This is a genomic window from Sphingomonas larreae, assembly GCF_051400595.1.
Taxonomy (GTDB): domain Bacteria; phylum Pseudomonadota; class Alphaproteobacteria; order Sphingomonadales; family Sphingomonadaceae; genus Sphingomonas.
This window is the reverse complement of the sequence record NZ_JBLFFI010000007.1, coordinates 1-14,511: the sequence shown is the minus strand read 5'-3', so window position 1 is coordinate 14,511 and position 14,511 is coordinate 1. Positions and strand designations below refer to the sequence as shown.

Below are 14,511 nucleotides of genomic sequence, written 5' to 3'. Positions count from 1 at the left end.
CTTACCCCTGCTCCGCCGGGTCGGGCGCAGCCGAGCGGCCCACGCGCGGCTCGGTCCCGTCGATCAGCCGCGCGATATTGGCGCGATGCTTCCACAGCACCAGCGCGGCCAGCCCCATCAGCAGCGGCACCAGGTCGAACTGGTCGAGCACCGCCGCGGTGACCGGCGTGCTCACCGCCGCCGCCATGCCCGCGAGCGAGGAGATGCGCAGCGCGGCGAGCAGCCCGAGCCACAGCAGCGCGAATACCGCGCCGAGCGGCCAGTGCAGCGCGAGCGCCACCCCCATCAGCGTCGCCACGCCCTTGCCGCCGCGGAAGCGTAGCCACAGCGGGTAGCAGTGGCCGACCATCGCCGCCGCGGCGGCATAGCCCTCCGCGCCGGGCATCAGCCAGCGCGCCAGCAGCACCGCCGCGGCGCCCTTGGCGAGATCGAGCAGCAGCGTCGCCGCGGCCAACCCCTTGCGCCCAGTGCGCAGAACGTTGGTCGCGCCGATATTGCCCGACCCGATCTGGCGCAGGTCACCCGCCCCCGACGCGCGCGTGAGCAGCACACCGAACGGGATCGATCCCAGCAGATACCCCAGCAGCAGCGCTGCGGCGGGTGCCATCCAGACGGTGTCGGCGGTCAGTTCCAGTCCCCCATGCCGCCGTTCTAGCCGAAACATTACGGGTACGCCACCACCCGGCGCCGCCCCGTTGCGACCCCGCGCGCGACGCCGTAAGCGCCCGATGATGAGCGACCCGCGGCCGATCCTGTTCTTCGACTCCGGCGTCGGCGGCCTGTCGGTGGTGACGCCGACGCGCGCGCTGCTGCCGGCGGCGCCGATCGTCTACGCCGCCGATTCAGCGGGTTTCCCCTATGGCACGCGAAGCGAGAGCGAGATCGCCGCGCGCGTGCCCGCGTTGCTCGGCCGCCTGGTCGAGCGCTATCGCCCGCGGCTGGCAGTGATCGCGTGCAATACCGCCTCGACGATCGCGCTCCCGGCGGTGCGCGCCGCGCTCGACGTGCCCGTGGTCGGCACCGTGCCGGCGATCAAGCCCGCCGCGCTGGCCAGCCGGACGCGCGTGATCGGCGTGCTCGGCACCGAAGCCACCGTGCGCCAGCCCTATGTCGACGATCTCGCGGCGCGCTTCGCGGGCGATTGCCTGGTGCTGCGTCACGGGTCGGCGGCACTGGTCGAGCTGGCGGAAGCGAAATTGGCCGGCGAGACGGTCGATCCCGCCGCGGTCGCCTGCGCACTGGCCGGGCTACTGGACCAGCCCGGAGGCGAGCGGATCGATGTGATCGTCAACGCCTGCACGCACTTCCCTCTGCTTGCCGGCGAGCTTGCCGCCGTGGCGCCAGCAGGGGTGCGCTTCCTCGACGGCGGCGCCGGCATCGCGCGGCGCATCGCGCATCTCACCGCGGATCAGGCGTGGCCGGCGCCCGGCACGGTGGACGACGTGCTGGTGTTCACCGGGCTCGGCGAGCACGAGCGGCGGGTCGCCGCGGGGCTGGCGTTCGCGCGGGTAGAGGCGCTGTAACTGCCATGGCGTGCGTCGCACCGTCGCCGCGGCGAGCACCGGTGCGACAGGCACGCACCCCCCTCGCGTCATTCTGACCTCGTTTCAGGATCTACCGCCCCGCGAGCGCCTTAGGTGTCGAGTGGACGGCACAATCAATCCTGAGACAAGCTCAGGATGACAGAGCGCGGCAGAGGTATCGCACTGATCGGCGCCTCGACGAGCCACGTGGCGGCGGCACCAATGGCCTCTGGCTCATCCCTGCAGCGCGACGCCAATCACCACTTCTCACTTGACCCGCGCGGCGGGTGGGACAATTTGTCCACGTCTTCGATCACACAAAGCGCCCTTATGCGCTGGTCATCGCGGGCGGGGAGGAGTAATCGCGGGCGCCATGATCAGCGACAGCAGAGAGGCGCGCGGCGTCGACTACTCGCGCGTGTTCACGCAGGCGATCGATCGACTCCATGCCGAAGGGCGCTATCGCGTCTTCATCGACATTCTGCGCAACAAGGGCATGTTCCCGAACGCGCGCTGCTTCGCGGGGCATAACGGGCCTAAGCCGATCACCGTCTGGTGCTCAAACGACTATCTCGCGATGGGCCAGCACCCCAAGGTGATCGCGGCGATGGAGGAAGCGCTCCACGACGTCGGCGCCGGCTCGGGCGGCACGCGCAACATCGGCGGCAACACGCATTATCACGTCGACCTCGAGCACGAGCTCGCCGACCTGCACGGCAAGGAGGCCGCGCTGCTGTTCACCAGCGGCTATGTCTCGAACGAGGCGACACTGTCGACGCTGGCCAAGGTGCTGCCCGGCTGCATCATCTACTCGGACGAGCTCAACCACGCCTCGATGATCGCGGGCATCCGCAACGCCGGGTGCGAGAAGCGCGTGTTCCGGCACAACGATCTCGCGCATCTCGAAGAGTTGCTCGCCGCGGATGACCCCGCCGCGCCCAAGCTGATCGCGTTCGAGAGCGTCTATTCGATGGAGGGCGATGTCGCGCCCGTCGGCGCGATCTGCGACCTCGCCGACAAATATAATGCGCTGACCTACCTAGACGAGGTCCATGCCGTCGGCATGTACGGCCCACGCGGCGGCGGGATCAGCGAGCGCGACGGCGTGGCCGGGCGGCTGACGATCATCGAGGGCACCTTGGGCAAGGCGTTCGGCGTGATGGGCGGCTATATCGCTGCCGACCGCACGATCGTTGACGTGATCCGCAGCTACGCGCCCGGCTTCATCTTCACCACCTCGCTGTCGCCGGTGCTGGTCGCGGGCGTGCTGGCGAGCGTGCGCCACCTCAAGGCGTCGAGCGTCGAGCGCGACGGCCAGCAGGCAGCGGCGGCGTCGCTCAAAGCGATGATGCGCGCGGCCGGACTGCCGGTGATGCTGGGCGAGACGCACATCGTGCCGGTGATGGTGGGTGACCCGGTCAAGGCCAAGAAGATCAGCGACATCCTGCTAGCCGAGTACGGCGTGTACGTGCAGCCGATCAATTATCCGACGGTGCCACGCGGCACCGAGCGGCTGCGCTTCACGCCGGGCCCGGCGCATGACGAGGCGATGATGCGCGAGCTGACCGCGGCGCTGGTGGAGATCTGGGACCGGCTGGAGCTGCGCCTGGCGGCGTAAGCGTCGAGCAGCTTGTGGCGCTCGTGCTCGCTCCTCGCGGGACATGCTCCGATCAGCTCCGCACTGCCGAGACGTTCGCCTGACCACGTCGTCATCCTCAATTCGGTTCAGGCTCCACGCTGCGGCCCGCTCAGCGGTCGCGGGGGCTGCCGGACAGTCGATCCTGAAGCACGCTCAGGATTACGGCCAATTCGTTGCCCTGTGACGCTGGCGGGCGCGCGACGCGCTTGCCGTGTCCGCGCTTCTTCTCACCCGCTCATACCGCCAGTCCTGCGGCATAGCCGCTCGCCCAGGCCCATTGGAAATTATACCCGCCGAGCCAGCCGGTAACGTCAACCGCTTCGCCGATCGCGTACAGCCCGGGGAGACGTCGCGCTTCCATTGTCTTGGACGACAGCTCGGCGGTGGAGATTCCGCCCACCGTCACCTCGGCCTTGGCGAACCCCTCGCTGCCGTCGGGATGGAAGCGCCAGTCGGCCAGTCGCCGCTCCGCCTCGGTAAGCGCGCGATCGCTTGCCGCGGCGAGCTCGCCCAGCCCGAGCCGCTCCGCCAGCGCCTCGGCCAGGCGCGACGGCAGCCCCAGCGCGCTCGCCAGCGTGGCGCGCGGCCGCACGCGCTTGGCGGCGACGAGCCAGCCGGGTGCCGCGTCGGGGCGAAAGTCGATCGCGACGTCCTCGCCGCGGCGCCAATAGCTCGACACCTGCAGGATCGCCGGCCCCGACAGCCCGCGGTGGGTGAACAGCGCGGCCTCGGCGAAGGCGGCCTTGCCGACCCGCGCCACGACTGCGGTCGCAACGCCCGACAAAGCGCGGAACAGCGCCTCGCTCCCGGGCAGCGTCAGCGGCACCAGCGCGGGGCGCGGCTCCACCACCTTGAGCCCGAAGCGGCGCGCGATGTCATAGGCGATGCCGGTCGCGCCGAGCTTGGGGATCGACGGTCCCCCGGTCGCTATCACCAGCGCAGGGGCGCGATAGCGTCGACCGCCATGTTCGACCGTGAAGCGCGCGTCGGCATGGTCGATCGCGCCAAGCGCTTCGCCGAGCCGCAGCGTCACTCCGCCCGCCTCGCATTCGCCCAGCAGCAGCTCGACAATCTGCCGCGCGCTGCCGTCGCAGAAGAGCTGCCCCAGCGTCTTCTCATGCCAGGCGATACCATGGCGCTCGACCAGCGTGAGGAAATCCTGCGCGGTATAACGGCCGAGCGCGGACTTGGCGAAGTGCGGATTGGCCGAGACGTAGCGATCGGCGGCGGTGTGGAGGTTGGTGAAATTGCAGCGACCACCGCCGGAGATCAGGATCTTCTTGCCCGGCGCGTCGGCGTGATCGAGCACCACGACGCGCCGCCCGCGCTGCCCCGCGATCGCCGCCGCCATCAGCCCGGCGCCGCCCGCGCCGAGCACGATCACGTCATATTCTTCCATGCGCGCGCCGTGACATAGCGCGGCAGCGGCGTCGAGCGATGAGCGCTGATCCTTCGCGCTCGCGGAGCGATGGCGGCGCATCAGCGCTGATGGGAGGGGCGCTACCGCGTACGCGCCCGTGCGCTCGCGGCCCCCTCTGCCGCTCCGGGGCGGGCAATCGCGTATGACTTCGTGACGCACCGGCGCTGGAGGCCCTACCGACATCCCGGACTCGGTCCGGGATCCATGCTTGCGCGAGAGCAACGATGGGAGCGTACGCCGCACCATGGATCCCCGCTCAAGGCCGGCATGACGAACAGGCTTCGCATGCGGGAGCCAGACGGACTGCCCATATGCGGAGCCCCTCCCCTCGTGGGGGATCGTTGCGCAATGGCTCAACTTGCGGGTTGCGTCACCGTGTTCCGGCGAAAGCCGGAACCCGGAGCCAGGCAAACCAACGTCTCGTTGTGCGCGTGCCTTCGGGCTCCTGTCCGCGCCGGAGCACAGAACGGGATTTCGCAACGATCTCCTTGTCGGGCAGGATGCTCACCTGCGACGTCGGCGGACCTCAGATCGCGGCCAGTGCCTGCTCCATGTCGGCGATCAGGTCGTCCGCGTCCTCCACGCCGATCGAGATGCGCACCAGATTGTCGGTGATCCCCAGCGCCTGCTTGCGCGCATCGGGCACCGAGAGGTGAGTCATTGCGGCGGGATGGCTCGCCAGCGTCTCGGTGCCGCCGAGGCTGACCGCGAGCTTGGCAATCTTGAGCGCGTCGAGGAAGCGGAACGCTTCCGCCTCGCCGCCCTTGAGGTACAGCGAGAAGGTCGAGCCCCCGCCGGTGCAATGCCGCCGGTAGATATCGGCCTGCCGCCCTTCCGCCTCGGCAAGGAAGCCGAGATAGCCGACATGCTCCACCTTGGGATGATCGCGCAGGAAAGCGCACACCTTGGCGGCATTCTCGCCCGCGCGGCTCATCCGCAGCTCGAGCGTCTCAAGGCTGCGCAGCAGCATCCAGGCGGTGTTGGGGTCGCAGATCGTGCCGATCGTGTTGCGCATCGCGCGGATCACGTCGATCACCGCCTTCGCGCCGAGCACCCCGCCCGCCACCAGATCGGAGTGGCCGCCGGCATATTTGGTGAGGCTGTACACCACGACGTCGGCGCCGTGCTGGAGCGGCTGCGACCAGAGCGGGCCGAGGAAGGTATTGTCGATCGCGATCGGCGGCTTCTCCGCGGCGTCGCCCCAGATCGCGTCGCGGCTCGCCGCCACCGCCTCGACGTCGACCAGCGCGTTGGTCGGATTGGCCGGGCTCTCCAAATAAATCAGCGCGACGCGGCCGGAGGCGGCCTTGCCGAGCACCGCGTCGATCTCCTCGCGCGTCGCGCCGGCCGGGAAGTCGAGCCAATGCACGCTGAAGCGGCCGAGCACGCGCGCGATCAGCGTCTCCGTCGCGGCATACAGCGGGCCGGAGTGAACGATCGTGTCGCCCGGCCGCACCAGCGAGAGGAACAGCGTCGCGATCGCCGCCATGCCGCTGGAGAAGGTCAGCGCGTCCTCCGCGCCCTCCCAGATGCCGAGCCGATCCTCCAGGATCTCCTGGTTCGGCCCGTTGAAACGCGAATAGACCAGCCCCGCGGCGCCGCCGGGGCGCTTGCCGGTGACGCCCTCGAAATGGCGCTTGCCCGCCGCCGCATTGGGGAAGACGAAGGTGGAGGTGAGGAACACCGGGGGCTTGAGCGCGCCCTCGGACAGCGTGGGATCATAGCCGTGCCCCATCATCAGCGTCGCGGGCTTCAGCTTGCGCCCGCCGATCGCATCGACGGCCGGCTTGGGCGAGACGCGGGTCTCGACCCCGGTCAGCTCCTGCTCGTTGGGTTCGTCGGCCATGCGATCGTCTCTCCTGATACTTACTTGGCCTGGTAGGGCACGAAAGCGCCGAGCGCGCAACTGCCGGTCGGGATACGCGCGGGCAGATCGACCGTCTGGGCGATATCGCCGCGGCACAATCGGGTCTGGAACTGGCGCGTCACCAGCGCGTCGCCGCGCCGCACGTTCTCGCACCCGCCGCCGGTCTCGTTGACATAGACCAGCTTGTTGCTGACGCGGTAAATCAGCTTGGTGCCGGCGGCAGAGAGCTGCGGCTGGGTCAGCCGGGTGTCGATACAGCTCACCGGCTTGCCGGGCGTCTTGCCCGCGATCAGCTTCTGGTATGCGGCGTCGGACGCGCGGTCGCGCGGCGCGGCGACGATTGCGCCCGCGCTCAGCATCGCGGTGGCGGCGAAGATGGGGAGGAAACGCATGGCCTTGCCTCGTTCGTCTTGGATCGCGGAAGTGCGATAACGCACGAGCGCCCGAGTCGGGAACAGCGCGTAGCGCGGCGCGACGGGTCCACCCGGGCAGACGACCCTTACTCCAGCCGCTCTCCGTCCTCCCGGACTTGGTCCGCGATCCATCGCGCGACGCACTCACCGGACGTGGAAAGATTGGCACGCTGAACCCCGGAACAAGCCCGGGATGACGACAGCGTCAGTTTCGACGGCAGGAGCCAGGACTTCCGTGACAGCAACGTTGGCGTGGCCTCCCACGGCCGTCGCCAGAGAGGCGAAAGCACTTGCCCGATCTCACCGCCGCGCGGCGAAGAAGTCGCGCAGCAGCGCAGCCCCCTCGCCGGCGCCGATCCCCGCGAACACCTCTGGCCTATGATGACAGGTCGGCTGCGCGAAGAAGCGCGGGCCGTGCTCCACCGCCCCGCCCTTCGCATCCTCCGCGCCATAATAGAGCCGGGCAATCCGCGCATGGGCGATCGCGCCGGCGCACATGGCGCACGGCTCCAGCGTGACCCACAGGTCGCAATCCTCCAGCCGGTCGCGTCCGAGCGCTTGCGCCGCAGCGCGGATGGCGAGGATCTCGGCATGCGCGGTCGGGTCGCACCGCTCGCGCGGCGCGTTGGCGGCGACCGCGATTACAACGCCGTCGCGAACGACAACGGCGCCGACCGGCACCTCTCCCGCCGCCCCCGTCGCGCGGGCTGCATCAAGCGCCTGGCGCATCGCGGAGGGCAGCGGGAACATGCCCACCACCTAGCGGGCGCGCTGCCGCGCCGCCAGCGTCAGCGCTTCTCGCCGGGCTTCTGGATTTCGACCTTGGGCACTTCAACCGTCTTGTTCTCGGTGCCGACGCTCACCTTGGCGACGTCCGCCTCGAACTTGGGTGCCTGCCCGCCCTCGAGCCGCGGCAGCTGCGCGGTCTGCGTCTGGTCGAACTTGACGAAGCCCAGCATCATTGCGGCGAGCAACACCAGAGCGGCGATCCCCACCAGAGCCAGCAACATGCGCATCTTGGTTCCTCCCGATCGGTACGATAGCGCAACAACGCTTCGGCAGCTACAACGCGCCTGGCAGGGCGAGGTTGCTGCTGGCCCGGCTTGGCCGTTCAGGCCGGACCTCTTGACCGCCCGGCGCGCGCGAGGTATCGCGCCCCACTTTCCGGGCAACCGATATTCAGGATCGAACACATGTCGCGCATCTGCGAGCTGACCGGCAAGGGCCGGCAGGTGGGGAACAACGTGTCCCACGCCAACAACAAGACCAAGCGCACGTTCCTGCCGAACCTGCAGAACGTCACGCTCCTGTCGGACGTGCTCGAGCGGTCGATCACGCTGCGCGTGTCGACTCATGGGCTGCGCTCGGTGGAGCATAACGGCGGGCTCGACAACTGGCTGGCGAAGACCTCGGACGACAAGCTGTCGCTCAAGGCGCGCCGCCTGAAGCGCGACATCGTGAAGAAGCGCGCCGCCGCCGCCGCGGCCTGATCCGCTTCTCCTCACCCGGTCGATTGCGGCCCGCCGTCCCGGTGACGGCGGGCCGCTTCGCGTTGCTCGCTGCGTGTCAGCCGAGCCAGCGGAACTTGGCGAGCACCGTCGGGCGCCAGCGCGCGGTGTCATTGTCGGTGACGACCCACAGGAACGTCTGCCCGCGCTCCACCGCTATCGCGAGACCCTCGGCATTCTCATGCGCCACCGCCGCGCTGATGTCTGCGACGATCGGGCCGGACAGCATCGCGCCCGGCTGGATCGATTCGCGCGCGATCCGCACCAGCACGGAGTCGAACCGCAGCGGCGGGAAGTGCCAGCGGCGATTGAGCACCAACACATCGCCGTTCGGCAGCACCGTCGCATCGCTCGGTGCGAAGCCGTTGGGCGGGCGGTAGTGGAGGAGCGCGCCGGTTCGGCGCGGCGCGGTCGGATCGCCTGAGAAGAGCAAAGCGGCACGCGGCTCGCGCATGTTGCGCCAGCCCTCCTGAATGACGAGGAAGCGGCCATCGTTAAGCTGCACCAGCGATTCGGGGCCCGTGTTCTCGCCCCAGTCCCGCATCGCCGGTGGAGCGACGAACGCCTCCGCATGCTCGAGGTCGGGAGCATAGCGCCAGATGGCGTTGACCCGCTCGTAGCCGATCCAGGCCGCGCCGGTGGCGCGATCGAGCACCAGCGACTCGGTGTCGCGGTCAAGCTTCATCCAACCGGTGCCGGGGCCGTCGCGCAAGGTCACGATCGCGCGCCGCTCGAGGTGGCGCCCCGCAATGTGAAGCCGCAGCAGCTGGCCGCCGTCGCTGAGCAACACCGCCTCGTCGCCGCGCAGCGCCAGCGCGGAGAAGCCGCCGACGTCACGGTCGCTTGACTCGAGCGACAGCGCCCCGACGGGAGCAACCGCCCCCATCCGCGCCGGCCAGCCGCCCGCCGGCGTGATCGCGCGGGCGGAAAGCGGCGCGCCGGGCGCGATCAGCGGCAGCCGGGGCTCGCCCGTCCAGCCCGGTACCAGCAGCAGCATCGCGAGCAGGGACCAGAACCAGCGCATCGCGCCGCTCTACGGGAGCTGTCCGCTGCACGGAAGACGGATGAACCTTCGATAACGGGCGCATTCAGGGTCGGCTCAATGCGACTCGAGCATAAGGCTCACATCGACGGGATGACCCGCCGACCGGAACAAGCAAACGGGAGATGACACATGTTCAAGAATCTCGCTTTGGCTGGCGCCGCGCTCGCGATGGGCTCCGCCGCGATCGTCCCCGCCGCCGCTGACGCGCAGCGTTACTATGGCAGCCGCTACGATCGCGATTATCGCGACGGCCGCTACGACCGCTACGACCGCGGCAGCTACCGCGATTATGACCGCCGCGGCGACTCGCGCCGGTACAATTACAGCAACCGCTGCTCGCAGGGCACCACCGGCACCGTGGTCGGCGCGATCGCCGGCGGCCTGCTCGGCCGGGTGATCGACTCGCGCGGCGACCGGACGCTGGGCACGGTGCTCGGCGGCGTCGGCGGCGCGGTCGCGGGCAACGCGATCGAGAAGTCGAACAACCCGCGGTATTGCCGTTAACTTCTTGCGATTACAGGGACGAGCGCGGCCGAGCGGCCAGTGCCGTCCCGATCGCCACGAGTTCCCTCGCGTAGCGTGAGAGGGCGCGGGTCCGGTACCTTCGGGTGCCGGACCCGTAGTCGTGGCAGGGACGGCGACGCGGCTACGCCGCACGGCGGTTCAATACATGTGCTGGCCGCCGTTGATGCTGAGGGTCGAGCCGGTGACGAACCCGGCATCTTCCGAGCACAGGAAGGCGACGCCGCGCGCGATTTCCTGCGCCTGGCCGAGCCGACCGACCGGGATCTTGGCGACGATCTTCTCCAGCACCTCGCCCGGCACCGCCGCCACCATGTCGGTGTCGATATAGCCGGGCGCGATGGCGTTCACCGTGACCCCCGCGCGCGCGCCCTCCTGCGACAGCGCCTTGGTGAAGCCATGGATGCCGCTTTTGGCCGCAGCGTAGTTGACTTGGCCATATTGCCCGGCCTGGCCGTTGATCGAGCCGATGTTAACGATGCGGCCCCATTTGCGCTCGCGCATGCCGGGGAACACCGCCTTGGCCATGTTGAAACAGCCGCCCAGGTTCGTGTCCATGACCTCCTTCCACATCTGGTAGGTCATCTTCAGGATCGTGCCATCGCGCGTGATGCCGGCGTTGTTGACCAGCACGTCCACCGGTCCGAGTTCCGCGGCGACGCGCGCGCAACCGTCCTGACACGCGTCATAATCCGCAACATCCCATCTGTAGGCGGCGATGCCGGTACGCTGGGTGAAGTCGCGGGCGCGCTCGGCGTTGCCGGCATAATTGGCCGCAACGGTCATGCCCTGGTCGCGCAGCGCAACGCTGATCGCCTCGCCGATACCGCGCGTGCCGCCGGTGACGATCGCGATCCTTGCCATGCCTGCCTCTCCCTTAACCTAATGCAGGCTAGCCGCGCCCCACCCAGCCTTCAAGCTCGCGGGACAGGATCACCCCTAGCATGTCAACGCCTTGCGGCGAGTCGTTGAGGCACGGCAGATAGGCAAAGTCGGTCCCGCCGGCGGCGAGGAAGCTCTCGCGCCCGCGGATCGCCAGCTCCTCGAGCGTCTCGAGACAGTCCGCGGAGAAGCCCGGCGCCACCACCGCCACCTTGCGGACGCCCTGCGCGGGCAGCGCCTCGAGCGTGGTATCCGTGGCGGGTCCGAGCCATTTGGCGCTGCCGAAGCGCGACTGGAACGCGACCATCAGCGGCCTCCCCGCAAGCCGGTCGGCCAGCGCAGCGCCGAGCAGCCGCGCGGTTTTCTGGCAGTGGCAATGATAGGGATCGCCGCGCTCGAGCGTGCGCTGCGGCATGCCGTGAAAGCTCGCGATCAGCGCGTCGGGAGCGAACGCCAGCCGGTCGAGCGACTCGCTGACGCTGGCGGCCAGCGCGGCGATATAGGCCGGGTCGTCGTAATAGGGCGGCAAGGTGCGCACCGCCGGCTGCCAGCGCCACTCGGCCAGTGCCGCGAAGGCCTTGTCGTTGGCGGTCGCGGTCGTCGCGGCGCAATATTGCGGGTACAGCGGTGCAAGCAGGATGCGCTCGCACCCTGCTGCCTTCATCGCCGCCAGTCGGTCCGCAATCGCGGGGTTGCCGTAGCGCATCGCCCAGTCGACCAGCACCTCGTCGCCGAACGCATGTTTGAGCGCCGTCGCCTGCGCGCGCGTCACCGCGGCGAGCGGCGATCCCGCCTCGCTCCACACCTGGCGATAGGCGTGCGCCGACTTCTTCGGCCGGGTGGTCAGCACGATGCCGCGCAGGATCGGCTGCCACGCCAGCTTCGGCAGCTCGACCACGCGGCGATCGGAGAGGAACTCGGCGAGATAGCGCCGCACGGCGCGCACGTCCGCCGAATCGGGCGTGCCCAGATTGATCAGCAGCACGCCGATACGCGGCGGCGGGATCGTCGGATGGTCGGCGGGTAGCATCTCTCAACTCCTCAGCGGTAGCGCGCGCGGGCGCATACCCGTAGCGGCGAACAAGGCATTGGCGACCGCAGGCGCCACGGCGGGCACGCCGAGATCGCTGACGCCCCCGCATGCCGCGGTGCTCGGGATCAGCTCCACGCTGATCTCAGGCGCGCTCGCGAGCGTCGGCAGGTCGAGCGCCCCGAACTGGCGCACGGTGGCGAGATCGTCGCGATAGTGCGCGGCGGTACCGGTGGCGGCGGCAAGGCCGAACACCAGCCCGCCCTCGATCTGCTGGCGCACCAGATCGGGATTGATCAGCCGTCCGGCATCCAGCGCGGCGACGAGGCGCGTGACGCGCGGCGCGCCCCCGCCCCGCTCCTCCACCTCGGCGAGCACCGCAATCGCGCTGTCGGCGCGGCGGTGGCAGGCGATGCCCTGCGCGCTGCCGGGCACCCCGCCGCTCCACCCGCCGAGCCCGGCGACCGTGGTGAGGCAGCGCGCGAGCCGGACGTCGCGGCCGAGCTTGCCGACGCGGTACGACATCGGCTCGTTGCCGCTGGCGCGTGCCAGCTCGTCGATGAAGCATTCGGTGAAAAAGGCCGTGTAACCGTCGGCGCCGCCGTGCAGATGGCCGGTGGGGAGGTCGAGCTCGACCGGATGATGATCGATCGCATAGGCCCCCAGTCGATAGGGCGGCACCGCACCGGTGGTCGCATAATGATCCGCGTCGGCGGGGAGCGCGGCGGCGAGCGCACGCAGCGGGTCGCGCGCGAGCAGCCGCTCGCCCATTGCCCGCCCGGTTCGCGGCGCGGCGATCGCGGCGTGCCACGCCAAGATCGCGCCGTTCCGCCCCAGCCGCGCGCGCATCCGCGCCTTCGCCGGCGCGCGGACACGGTCGTGGAGCAGCGCCTCGCCGCGCGACCAGGTGAGCTGCACCGGGCGGCGCACCGCGCCCGCGAGCACCGCTGCCTGCACCGCCACGTCATGCTCGAGCGCCGCGCCGAACGATCCGCCGACGAGCATGGGATGGACGATCACGTCGCGCTCGGACACCTGGATCGCTGCGGCCGCCGCGGCGCGCGCGAGCGTCGGCGCCTGGGTGGCGAGCCATAGTTCGAGCTTGCCATCGCGCCAGTGCGCCGTCGCCGCGGGTGGCTCGAGCGCGGCGTGGAGCGCGGGCGCTACCCGGTACGTCGCCTCCACCAGCGTCCCGCCGCGCAGCACCGCCGCGGCATCGCCGACGCGCGCCACGCTCGCGCCGGGGCGATCGAGTGCGGCGTCGAGCGCGCGCTCGATCGCCGCGTCGTCGACCATCGTTCCGGTGCGTTCGAAGCGCGGCGCCAGCGCCTCGACGCCGCGGTTAGCCGACCACCAATTGTTCGCCACCGCTGCAACCCAATGGTCCGTGGTGACGACCGAGAGCACGCCGTGGACCCGCTCAGCCGCGGCCCTGTTGCAGGAGCGCAGGCGCGCGCCGGTTTGCGGCCCCTGGCGGACGCTGGCGAAGACCATGTCGAGCAGCCGCACGTCGGCGACGAAATTCGCCGAGCCGTCGACCTTGGCGGGAGAATCGAGCCGTGGCAGCGATTCTCCGCTCAGCCGCGCCTCGTCGCCGACCCGCAGGGGCAGTTCGTCAGGCACGTGCCCGCTGGCCGCCGCCTCGGCGAGCTCGGCGAAGCGCAGCCGTCGCTCGCCCAGCGTGACGAAGCCGGCGTGCGTATCGCATTGCTGCCAGTCGACGTCCCAGCGTGCCGCGGCGGCCTGGCACAGCAGCACGCGCGCCGCCGCGCCTGCGGCGCGGAGCGGCTGTTCGAACTGGCGCACCGAAGTCGAGCCGGCAGTGACGAGCAGCGCGCCGCGGGTCCACAACTCGTCGCGCGCTGCCGCGGGCACGTACGCCGCCGAGTCGGCGAACAAGGCCGCGGCGCCGAGCGGATTGGCGTAAGGCGGCGTGAGGGGTGCGGCCTCGACCGCGACGGTGCGCCAGTCGGCCCCGAGTTCGTCCGCGACGATCTGCGCCAGCGCGGTGTAGACGCCCTGACCATGCTCGCATTGCGGCACCGCCACGATCACCTGCCCGTCGCGCGCGATCTTGACGAAGGCGCCGAAGGCGGCCTCGCCCGGCGCGGTCGGGAGCGCCGCGCCATAGTGCCGCGGCCAGATCGCCCAGGCGACCACCAGCCCCACACCCGCGCCCCCGGAGATCAGCAGCTTGCGTCGGGTCAGCGCGGCCATGACGTGGCGGTAGCGGGACGCGGCGCGGCGGGGAAGCGCGAAAGCTCGGTCAAGGTGATCGAGCGCTTGTGGCTTAACGATGTGGCCGGTCTGCTCGCTCCAGCCGCGCTTCTGCGATCAGCCCAACGCGCGCCCTCGGTGTCCGCGCCGGATCATCTCACGCGAAGACGCAGCGGCGCGCTCGCCTGACGCGCTTTTCTGGGGGGAGCGTACACCGCTCTCACCTCCGGCGTCATCCTGCCGTCGTTTCAGGATCCACTGTGCCGCGTACGCAGCGGCTGCGGCTCCTGCGGGTCGGTGGATCCTGAGACAAGCTCAGGATGACGCTGATGAGAGGCGCGCGCTCGCCCCCCCGTCAGTGATTATCCCGCGGCAGGCCCATGGTCTGGGCGATGCGCTGATACTTCTCCGCGCCCTCGAGGATCGCGCCGGTGTTCATCTGGCC

At 70.1% G+C, this 14,511-nt stretch carries 14 protein-coding genes; 4 read left to right on the top strand and 10 right to left on the bottom strand.

Annotated elements, in window-relative coordinates; genetic code table 11:
- Window position 1 precedes the first annotated feature (1 nt).
- The gene (gene plsY, locus ACMGDM_RS18150; protein WP_436805539.1) at window positions 2–607 is read right to left on the bottom strand and encodes a glycerol-3-phosphate 1-O-acyltransferase PlsY; all 606 of its coding nucleotides are present in this window, start codon (window positions 605–607) and stop codon (window positions 2–4) included.
- Window positions 608–731: 124 nt separating this feature from the next.
- Here plsY and murI point away from each other — a divergent pair, with 124 nt between their 5' ends.
- Together murI and hemA are read left to right on the top strand one after the other, a co-directional pair.
- A complete protein-coding gene (gene murI / locus ACMGDM_RS18145) occupies window positions 732–1,523 on the top strand; it encodes a glutamate racemase (RefSeq protein WP_436805538.1) in 792 nt (263 codons plus the stop codon).
- A gap of 373 nt (window positions 1,524–1,896) precedes the next feature.
- The gene (gene hemA, locus ACMGDM_RS18140) at window positions 1,897–3,141 is read left to right on the top strand and encodes a 5-aminolevulinate synthase (protein WP_436805537.1); all 1,245 of its coding nucleotides are present in this window, start codon (window positions 1,897–1,899) and stop codon (window positions 3,139–3,141) included.
- Window positions 3,142–3,397: 256 nt separating this feature from the next.
- Here the strand turns inward: hemA and ACMGDM_RS18135 are convergent, their stop codons facing one another.
- The 5 genes from ACMGDM_RS18135 to ACMGDM_RS18115 all read right to left on the bottom strand — a co-directional run bounded on the left by ACMGDM_RS18135 (window position 3,398) and on the right by ACMGDM_RS18115 (window position 7,878).
- The gene (locus tag ACMGDM_RS18135; protein WP_436805639.1) at window positions 3,398–4,561 is read right to left on the bottom strand and encodes a BaiN/RdsA family NAD(P)/FAD-dependent oxidoreductase; all 1,164 of its coding nucleotides are present in this window, start codon (window positions 4,559–4,561) and stop codon (window positions 3,398–3,400) included.
- A 547-nt stretch (window positions 4,562–5,108) separates the two neighbouring features.
- Window positions 5,109–6,428, bottom strand: coding sequence for a cystathionine gamma-synthase family protein (locus tag ACMGDM_RS18130; protein ID WP_436805536.1), 1,320 nt, complete (start codon window positions 6,426–6,428; stop codon window positions 5,109–5,111).
- A 20-nt stretch (window positions 6,429–6,448) separates the two neighbouring features.
- Entirely contained in the window at window positions 6,449–6,841 is a 393-nt protein-coding gene (locus ACMGDM_RS18125) for a hypothetical protein (RefSeq protein WP_436805535.1), read from the bottom strand.
- A 321-nt stretch (window positions 6,842–7,162) separates the two neighbouring features.
- A complete protein-coding gene (locus ACMGDM_RS18120) occupies window positions 7,163–7,612 on the bottom strand; it encodes a nucleoside deaminase (RefSeq protein ID WP_436805534.1) in 450 nt (149 codons plus the stop codon).
- A gap of 38 nt (window positions 7,613–7,650) precedes the next feature.
- On the bottom strand, window positions 7,651–7,878 hold the full coding sequence (locus ACMGDM_RS18115; protein ID WP_436805533.1) for a hypothetical protein: 228 nt from the start codon (window positions 7,876–7,878) through the stop codon (window positions 7,651–7,653).
- A gap of 177 nt (window positions 7,879–8,055) precedes the next feature.
- Between ACMGDM_RS18115 and rpmB the strand changes: the two genes are divergently transcribed.
- The gene (gene rpmB / locus ACMGDM_RS18110; RefSeq protein WP_436805532.1) at window positions 8,056–8,352 is read left to right on the top strand and encodes a 50S ribosomal protein L28; all 297 of its coding nucleotides are present in this window, start codon (window positions 8,056–8,058) and stop codon (window positions 8,350–8,352) included.
- A 76-nt stretch (window positions 8,353–8,428) separates the two neighbouring features.
- Here rpmB and ACMGDM_RS18105 read toward each other — a convergent pair whose 3' ends face one another.
- On the bottom strand, window positions 8,429–9,394 hold the full coding sequence (locus ACMGDM_RS18105) for an esterase-like activity of phytase family protein (RefSeq protein WP_436805531.1): 966 nt from the start codon (window positions 9,392–9,394) through the stop codon (window positions 8,429–8,431).
- Window positions 9,395–9,544: 150 nt separating this feature from the next.
- Between ACMGDM_RS18105 and ACMGDM_RS18100 the strand changes: the two genes are divergently transcribed.
- Entirely contained in the window at window positions 9,545–9,919 is a 375-nt protein-coding gene (locus ACMGDM_RS18100; protein WP_436805530.1) for a glycine zipper 2TM domain-containing protein, read from the top strand.
- A gap of 159 nt (window positions 9,920–10,078) precedes the next feature.
- Here ACMGDM_RS18100 and phbB read toward each other — a convergent pair whose 3' ends face one another.
- The 3 genes from phbB to ACMGDM_RS18085 are packed head-to-tail and all read right to left on the bottom strand — an operon-like array spanning window position 10,079 to window position 14,066.
- Window positions 10,079–10,801, bottom strand: coding sequence for an acetoacetyl-CoA reductase (phbB, locus tag ACMGDM_RS18095; RefSeq protein WP_436805529.1), 723 nt, complete (start codon window positions 10,799–10,801; stop codon window positions 10,079–10,081).
- A gap of 28 nt (window positions 10,802–10,829) precedes the next feature.
- Complete coding sequence (gene hemH / locus ACMGDM_RS18090; RefSeq protein WP_436805528.1) at window positions 10,830–11,849, bottom strand: ferrochelatase; 1,020 nt, start codon at window positions 11,847–11,849, stop codon at window positions 10,830–10,832.
- Window positions 11,850–11,852: 3 nt separating this feature from the next.
- On the bottom strand, window positions 11,853–14,066 hold the full coding sequence (locus tag ACMGDM_RS18085; protein ID WP_436805527.1) for a molybdopterin cofactor-binding domain-containing protein: 2,214 nt from the start codon (window positions 14,064–14,066) through the stop codon (window positions 11,853–11,855).
- Window positions 14,067–14,511 lie beyond the last annotated feature (445 nt).

Coding starts and splice junctions, on each gene's coding strand:
- plsY (WP_436805539.1), bottom strand. CDS start 607: ATGGCACCCGCCGCAGCGCTGCTGCTGGGGTATCTGCTGGGATCGATC.
- murI (WP_436805538.1), top strand. CDS start 732: ATGAGCGACCCGCGGCCGATCCTGTTCTTCGACTCCGGCGTCGGCGGC.
- hemA (WP_436805537.1), top strand. CDS start 1,897: ATGATCAGCGACAGCAGAGAGGCGCGCGGCGTCGACTACTCGCGCGTG.
- ACMGDM_RS18135 (WP_436805639.1), bottom strand. CDS start 4,561: ATGGAAGAATATGACGTGATCGTGCTCGGCGCGGGCGGCGCCGGGCTG.
- ACMGDM_RS18130 (WP_436805536.1), bottom strand. CDS start 6,428: ATGGCCGACGAACCCAACGAGCAGGAGCTGACCGGGGTCGAGACCCGC.
- ACMGDM_RS18125 (WP_436805535.1), bottom strand. CDS start 6,841: ATGCGTTTCCTCCCCATCTTCGCCGCCACCGCGATGCTGAGCGCGGGC.
- ACMGDM_RS18120 (WP_436805534.1), bottom strand. CDS start 7,612: ATGTTCCCGCTGCCCTCCGCGATGCGCCAGGCGCTTGATGCAGCCCGC.
- ACMGDM_RS18115 (WP_436805533.1), bottom strand. CDS start 7,878: ATGCGCATGTTGCTGGCTCTGGTGGGGATCGCCGCTCTGGTGTTGCTC.
- rpmB (WP_436805532.1), top strand. CDS start 8,056: ATGTCGCGCATCTGCGAGCTGACCGGCAAGGGCCGGCAGGTGGGGAAC.
- ACMGDM_RS18105 (WP_436805531.1), bottom strand. CDS start 9,394: ATGCGCTGGTTCTGGTCCCTGCTCGCGATGCTGCTGCTGGTACCGGGC.
- ACMGDM_RS18100 (WP_436805530.1), top strand. CDS start 9,545: ATGTTCAAGAATCTCGCTTTGGCTGGCGCCGCGCTCGCGATGGGCTCC.
- phbB (WP_436805529.1), bottom strand. CDS start 10,801: ATGGCAAGGATCGCGATCGTCACCGGCGGCACGCGCGGTATCGGCGAG.
- hemH (WP_436805528.1), bottom strand. CDS start 11,849: ATGCTACCCGCCGACCATCCGACGATCCCGCCGCCGCGTATCGGCGTG.
- ACMGDM_RS18085 (WP_436805527.1), bottom strand. CDS start 14,066: ATGGCCGCGCTGACCCGACGCAAGCTGCTGATCTCCGGGGGCGCGGGT.